This is a genomic window from Candidatus Methylacidiphilales bacterium (assembly GCA_028713655.1).
Classification (GTDB): domain Bacteria; phylum Verrucomicrobiota; class Verrucomicrobiia; order Methylacidiphilales; family JAAUTS01; genus JAQTNW01.
This window is the reverse complement of record JAQTNW010000019.1, coordinates 56,201-63,234: the sequence shown is the minus strand read 5'-3', so window position 1 is coordinate 63,234 and position 7,034 is coordinate 56,201. Positions and strand designations below refer to the sequence as shown.

The 7,034-nt window shown below is 57.1% G+C and carries 3 protein-coding genes; 2 read left to right on the top strand and 1 reads right to left on the bottom strand.

Going from position 1 to position 7,034, the window contains the following annotated elements; all coding sequences use genetic code 11:
- The coding region (locus PHD76_08030; protein MDD5261783.1) for an alpha-mannosidase at positions 1–1,442 on the bottom strand (1,442 nt) is incomplete at its 3' end.
- Between the two features lie 112 nt (positions 1,443–1,554).
- Here PHD76_08030 and PHD76_08025 point away from each other — a divergent pair.
- Both PHD76_08025 and PHD76_08020 read left to right on the top strand, forming a co-directional pair.
- Complete coding sequence (locus PHD76_08025; GenBank protein MDD5261782.1) at positions 1,555–4,725, top strand: glycoside hydrolase family 2 TIM barrel-domain containing protein; 3,171 nt, start codon at positions 1,555–1,557, stop codon at positions 4,723–4,725.
- Between the two features lie 205 nt (positions 4,726–4,930).
- Positions 4,931–6,985 (top strand): M13 family metallopeptidase, encoded by a 2,055-nt coding sequence (locus PHD76_08020; protein ID MDD5261781.1) that lies wholly within the window; start codon positions 4,931–4,933, stop codon positions 6,983–6,985.
- Positions 6,986–7,034 lie beyond the last annotated feature (49 nt).

The following is a 7,034-nucleotide window of genomic DNA, read 5'->3' as shown; positions in this document are numbered from 1 at the left end:
GTCTTTTTCATTTTCTTCGCGAGCCCCACTTGAAAAACGGACCAGCTCATCGGCGGCAGCTTGGCCTGAAAAACCACACGCTTGCGCCAGGGGACATTCATCATTGCAAGATGTTCATGATGGATGATTTGGAAGGGAACCGGCCTGCCTTCCGGGCCGAATAATTCCACCGGAACCTGTTCGGGCCTGTCTTCGTACTGGAAGAGCGGGCGATAGTCGAGGGAGGCCTCGAGTTCGACCGGGCCGGAATATTCGTGCGGGTGCGGGTTCCAGACCAGGAAGGCCACGCGCGAAGGATGGTCTCCCTCCGGTTTGGGAACGGTGGTATCGACCCGGGCGGCGAGTGCGTTGAGCGCATTCAATTGCACACGCTGAGCGTCATGATAAGCCGAGCCCAGCCACGCCAATTGATCTTCAAAGGCCCGCTCGATGCTCGTTCCGGGAAGGATGTCGTGGAAGGAATTGAAGAGGACCGACTTCCAGGCGGCGGACAAATCCTGCGCCGGACGATTCAGCGAAGCGCTGATGATTGCGTCTGTCTTTTCCGACTGTACCAATTGAGCTTCCGTGCGGCGGTACGGAAATTTGAACTTCGCCACCGAGACATAACAACCGCGCAGGCAGAAATTAAGTTCACCGCGATGAACCGGATACGGATTCTTCCGCTCCTTTTCCTCCGCCGCCAGCTCGTCGAAGAACCGGTGCAATCCCGAATGGACGACTTCCACCCCGGGATGCTTGTCCACCCAACTGCGGATATCGTCCAGTTGCCGCCGGGTGGCGCCGCCGCCATGGTTGCCGACACCATAGAAAAAACCGATGTTCTGGGCCGGAAACTTTTCATTTAGCTCAAGTTGTCCGTCAAAACGGCGGAACACTTCGTCCCGGTTGGTGCCATACCAACCCACGGTCGGACGGTAGGCCAGGACTTTCGCTCCGCTGGCGCTCTCCCACCAGAAAGCGGGATGTTCCAAGGCCAAAATATGGGACTCCGGCCGGGTGAAGGCAAATCCCGTAATGCCGGCCCCGGCCATGATCTCAGGCAGGCCACCGCTATGGCCGAAGGAGTCCGCCGCCCACGCCACCCGCGGCGCGCGGCCAAATGCCGCGCGAAAATAATTTTGTGCCACCGTAAAATGACGGGCCATAGTTTCCGTGGAAGAAAGGTTGGTGTCGGGCTGGATGTATGTGCCGCCGACGACATCCCAACGGCCTTCCCGGACTCGCTCCTGGATGCGCGCAAAAGTGGCCGGATCTTGTTCCTGGATATGCTGGTAAATGGCTGCTTCCCCACGCATGAATGTCAACTTCGGGTCCTCATCCATCAAATCCAGCATCGTGCGGGTGGTGATGATCCCCTCATTCAAGCCTTCACGCCAATCCCAGAGCCAGACGGGATCGAGATGGGCGTTTGCCAGCAAATGAAAGACGATTTTCTTCATAATACTTTGGAATTCCGGAATGAGAGTACCAGCAGAATGAAGGAAATTGTCACTGCTGAAATTAAAGAGTTCCTTGCAGGACAATTCCATGCCTGTTAAGCTTTCTGCTTTTATGCCCGATCTCAATCCCGATCTCCTCTTCATAGGAGGCCAGCCTTCCTGGAAGTCTCCCACTACCATTTCCTTCAACCGCCTTCCGGCCCGGGCCAGCCTGCTGCCTTTCGTTGATGTCGAAAGCGCCCGCTCGCTTGCTCGCGAAAAAACGCCCTACTACCAATCACTCAATGGCGATTGGAATTTTACGCTCCTTCACCGGCCTGAAGATGTGCGAAATGGCATGCTCCAGCCCGCGTTTGGCCCCGCAGCCGCCGGATTCAGAAAAATCCCGGTCCCCAGCAACTGGACGCTTCAGGATACTTTCGACAAGCCCCACTACACCAACGTCCAGATGCCTTTTCCGCAGGAACCGCCCGAGGTCCCGGCGGAAAATCCCACCGGCGTTTATCGCACCCCATTTACTGTCCCAAAAAACTGGGAGGGTCGCCGAATCGTCCTCCACGTGGGCGGAGCTGAAAGCGTTCTTTATGTCTGGATCAACGGCAAACCGGTGGGGTTGAGCAAAGACAGCCGGCTTCCCGCTGAATTCGACATCACGGAATATGTCCAACCTGGACAGGCGAACCTCCTCGCCGCCGTTGTTGTCAAATGGTCCGATGCCACATTCCTCGAAGACCAGGACCAATGGTGGATGGGCGGCATTTTCCGGGAAGTCTATCTCTACAGTACACCTAAATTTTACCTCGAGGATGTCTTCTGCCGCGCCGGTCTCGACGACACCTTCCGCAACGGCACGCTGGAAGTCAACGCCCGGATGGGTTTTCTCCCGGCCCAACCGCCGGAGGGCGCGTGGCAGATCGAGATCCAGCTTTTCGACGGACCGAAGCCCCTGTTCAAAAAGCCTCTGCGGGAATCCGTCGAAGACAACCGTCATAGCAGGTCCCGGTTCCGGGCCCGTTTCTTTTTGCCAAAAATCTCCAAAATCAAACCGTGGAGCGCGGAAACACCCCATCTCTACACGCTTGTGGTTTCGCTTATTCAGGGCGGGGAGCAGGTCGTCGATACCACAAGCTGTCGCACGGGATTCCGCCGCGTTGAAACGCGCGACCGGAATCTGCTCATCAACGGGCAGCGCGTCCTGATCAAGGGCGTCAACCGGCACGAACACGACGACACCACGGGCAAGACGATCAGCCGCGAGTCAATGATCCGCGACATTGTCCTGATGAAGCAGTTCAACTTCAACGCAGTCCGCACTTCGCACTATCCAAACGATGCGCTCTGGTACGACCTCTGCGACGAATACGGTCTTTATCTTATCGATGAAGCCAACCTTGAAACCCACGCCCTGTCCAACCAGATCTGCCGCGAGGCAGGTTACGCCTCCGCCTTCCTGGAACGCGGCATCCGCATGGTTGAACGGGACAAAAACCACCCAAGCATCATCCTTTGGTCGCTCGGCAATGAGAGCGGTTACGGGCCCAATCACGATGCCATGGCGGGCTGGATCCGCGCCTATGATCCCTCGCGTCCGCTGCACTACGAGGGCGGCCTTTGGTCCACCAACGGGTACCAGGCCGAGCATGTGCTTGAATGGGCCGGCGGGCGTTTCGCAAGCGACATCACCTGCCCCATGTATCCCCAGCTTGATTGGATCAAGAAAGCCCGCGACCGGAAAACCAACTTTGATCCGCGTCCCATGATCCTTTGCGAATATTCGCACGCAATGGGCAACAGCAACGGAAGCCTGGCCGATTACTGGGACTTGTTCGAATCCTACCCCGGCGTCCAGGGCGGTTTTATCTGGGAATGGGTCGATCACGGCATCCGCCAAAAAACTGCTGATGGAAAAACCTACTGGGCTTACGGCGGTGATTTCGGCGACAAGCCCAACGATCTCAATTTTGTGTGCGACGGCCTCGTCTGGCCCGACCGCACGCCACATCCCGGAATGTGGGAAGCAAAAAAGGTGCAGCAGCCCATCGGCATCCGCGCCAAAAATCTCCGGCAAGGACTCATCACGATCACGAACAAGTACGATTTTATCTCCCTGGAAAATATCATCGGCTCATGGGAATTGCTTGTGGACGGAAAAATCAGTGCGCGCGGCGTTCTTCCGGGATTGAAGACGGCTCCGCGCAAATCCGAAACCGTGCGGCTCAAGCTCCCTGCTCCGAAACTCCAACCCGGCCAGCAGGCGCACCTCACACTCCGCTTCCGCACGGCAAAAGCCACGGCCTGGTGCCCGGCGGGCCATGAGGTCGCCTGGGAACAGTTCACCCTCTCCGAACCGAAATGGAAACCGGCCCTTCATTTGAAAAGCTCCACATCCAGCGGGAAACTTTTCCTGGAAGAGCGCAACGGCGAGACCCTCGTGCGTGGAGATATTATTGAAGCCGTCATCCAACGCGCCAACGGTAAAATTGCCTCCATGTCGTGGAAAGGCCGGCCCCTGCTGGCCGATGGCCCCCAGCTTCAGGTCTGGCGCGGTCCAACCGACAACGACGGCATCAAGGGCTGGACCGGACAGGATGACAAGCCGCTCGGCAGATGGCTAAAAGCCGGGCTCCATGATCTGATCCTAACAACTGAATCGTGCGGTATCGCGTTCCGCAAGGACGGGGCCGCGGTCCTCAAGACGGTTCAATCCGCAAAAGGCAGCGGCGTCGATTACGGGTTCCGGACCCGGCAAACCATCACCTTTTATCCGGACGGACGGCTTGTCCTGGAAAATAGAATCGTCGCCGACAAGCGCCTGCCCGATCTTCCGCGCGTCGGCCTCGCCCTCCAGCTCGCGCCCGGTTTTGAAAAACTCCGCTGGTATGGCCGCGGCCCCCTGGAAAATTATTGCGATCGAAAACGCGCCACCCTCATAGGCCAATACGAAAGCACCGTGACGGAAGAATACGTTCCCTACATCCTGCCACAGGAACACGGCAACAAAACCGATGTCCGCTGGCTGGAATTGGAAGATCCCGGCCATGCGCGCGTGCGATTCTGGAGCGATCTATATTTCGAGTGCTCGGCCAGCCACTTCACAAGCCATGACCTTTTCAAGTGGACGCATACCACGGACGTTGTGCCCCGTCCCGAGGTCATCGTGAATCTCGATTACGCCCAGCGCGGCCTTGGCACGGCCAGTTGCGGACCGGACACCCTGTCGGCCTATCAAATCAAACCGGGCACATTTGTGTTTAACGTGGCCATGCAACCCTCATTGCCCTGACAAGGAAGACTGAATTTAACACAAAGGGCATAAGCCACAAAGGCGCGGAAAAATGGAGGATTCAGGATGCAGAAATCAAATCTGGAAACTGCACCCGCTTGAAACTGAAAATCCACCACCGGACGGATTCGCCGGGTGCGAACTTGCAACATGACATTTTAATACATTTTTGCCTTCCCTTCGTTCTATGCCACATTGCCCGGTCGTGATTCAACCAACCCCAGCCACCTTGTTCCTTCTGACCGCACTGGCAACGCCTGCCTTCGCCTCAGGACTCAAACCCCAGCAACCCGCCCCCGCTCCCTCACCAGCCGTTTGTCTGGCTCCCGACATGGATGCTTCCATCAGACCGGGGATCGATTTTTACCACTATGCCAACGGGAGCTGGTTGAAAAAAACTCCCATACCGGATAACAAATCGCGCTGGGGAAGTTTTGACGAACTAAGGGAAGAGAATTGGAAAATTTTAAAAAAAATCCTGGAGGAAAGCGCCGCTGCCAGATCCGCAGCCTCCGGTTCCATCGAGCAAAAGACGGGGGATTTTTTCGCCTCGGCCATGAACACCGTCCAAATCGAGAAAGTCGGCATTGAGCCTCTGAAACCGTTTTTCGCCCGCATTAATGCCATCCAGGACCGCGACGGACTTGTCCGCGAAATCGTCCGCCTGCACTCTTATTATATCAGTCCCCTGTTTTCTTTCGGTGTGGACACTGATGAAAAAGACAGCGACCACATGACGTTCTACCTTGGCCAGGGCGGACTCGGATTGCCCAGCCGGGAATATTACCTGGAAGATTCCCATGCCAAAATCCGCAGCGCTTATCTCGAGCATATGCGGAACATGTTCAAACTGCTCGGCGAAGCTGGGCCCGATGCCGCGCGCCACGCCCAAACCGTGCTTGCCCTGGAAACAGACCTGGCCAAGGTCTCACGCACACGGGTGCAGTTGCGTGACCCTTTGGCCAATTACAACAAAATGCCGCTGGCGGATGCCGTCAAACTGGCCCCCTCCTTCCCCTGGAAAGACTATCTTGATTACGCCGGCCTGGGCCGATACCGGGAGGTGATTTTGGGGCAACCGGAATTTTTCAAGGCCATCAGCCAATACCTTGTGCAACGCCCGCTCGAGGATTGGAAGATTTATTTGCGCTGGCACCTGATCATGGAATGCGCTCCCTATCTCAATTCAACCTTCGAACAGGAACATTTTCATTTCTATGCCACCGTCCTGGGGGGCACCAAGGAAATGGAACCGCGCTGGCAACGCGCGGCCCGGCAAACCGATGAATATCTCGGCGAGGCCCTCGGCCAGCTCTATGTGGCGCGCTATTTTTCGCCCGACGCCAAACAACGCGCCCTGGATCTGGTGACTAACATCCAGAATACATTCCGCTCCCGCCTGGAGCATGCCGGCTGGATGTCGGCCCGGACCCGCTCGAAAGCCCTGCAAAAATTCGCCGTGTTCCGCGTGAAAATCGGTTACCCCGACAAATGGATCGACTACTCCAAATTGACAATCGACCGCGGCCCTTACATCGAAAATGTCCTGCGCGCGCGCCAGTTCGACTTCCAACGCCGTCTGGCCAAGGTCGGCGGGCCGGTGGACAAAACGGAATGGCAAATGACTCCCTCCACCGTCAACGCCTACTTCAACGCGACGGGCAACGAGATCGTTTTCCCCGCAGGCATCCTGCAACCGCCCTTTTTTGATCCGCGGGCGGATGAGGCCGTCAACTACGGCGGCATCGGCGCCGTCATCGCGCATGAAATCACGCACGGCTATGACGATCAGGGCCGCCTCTACGACGCCAAAGGCAACCTGAACGTATGGTGGACCCTGCAGGATGCGAAAAATTTCAAGGCCAGAAGCCAGCGACTCGTGGAACAATTCAACAAATACGAAGCCCTGCCCGGGATTTTTGTGAACGGCCAATTCTGCCTGGGCGAAAACATCGCCGACTTGGGCGGAGTGACGGTGTCCTACGAAGCCCTGCAACGATCCCTTGCAGGCAAGCCACGCCCTCCATTGATCGAAGGCTTCACGCCCGAACAACGCTTCTTCCTGTCCTGGGCAAAAGTCTGGCGGGTCAACAGCCGGCCGGAAGCCTTGAAGCAGCAAATTCTGGTGGACCCGCATGCCCCGGGCCAATTCCGTACCATCGGCGCCCCGACGAACCTGGAGGATTTTTTCCAGGCCTTCGGCATCAAGCAAGGAGACCCGCTCTGGCGCCCTCCTGCGGAACGCTGCAAAATCTGGTGACCCCACAACGTTGGAACGCAATGGCACACAAAGATTTAACGCAAAGGGC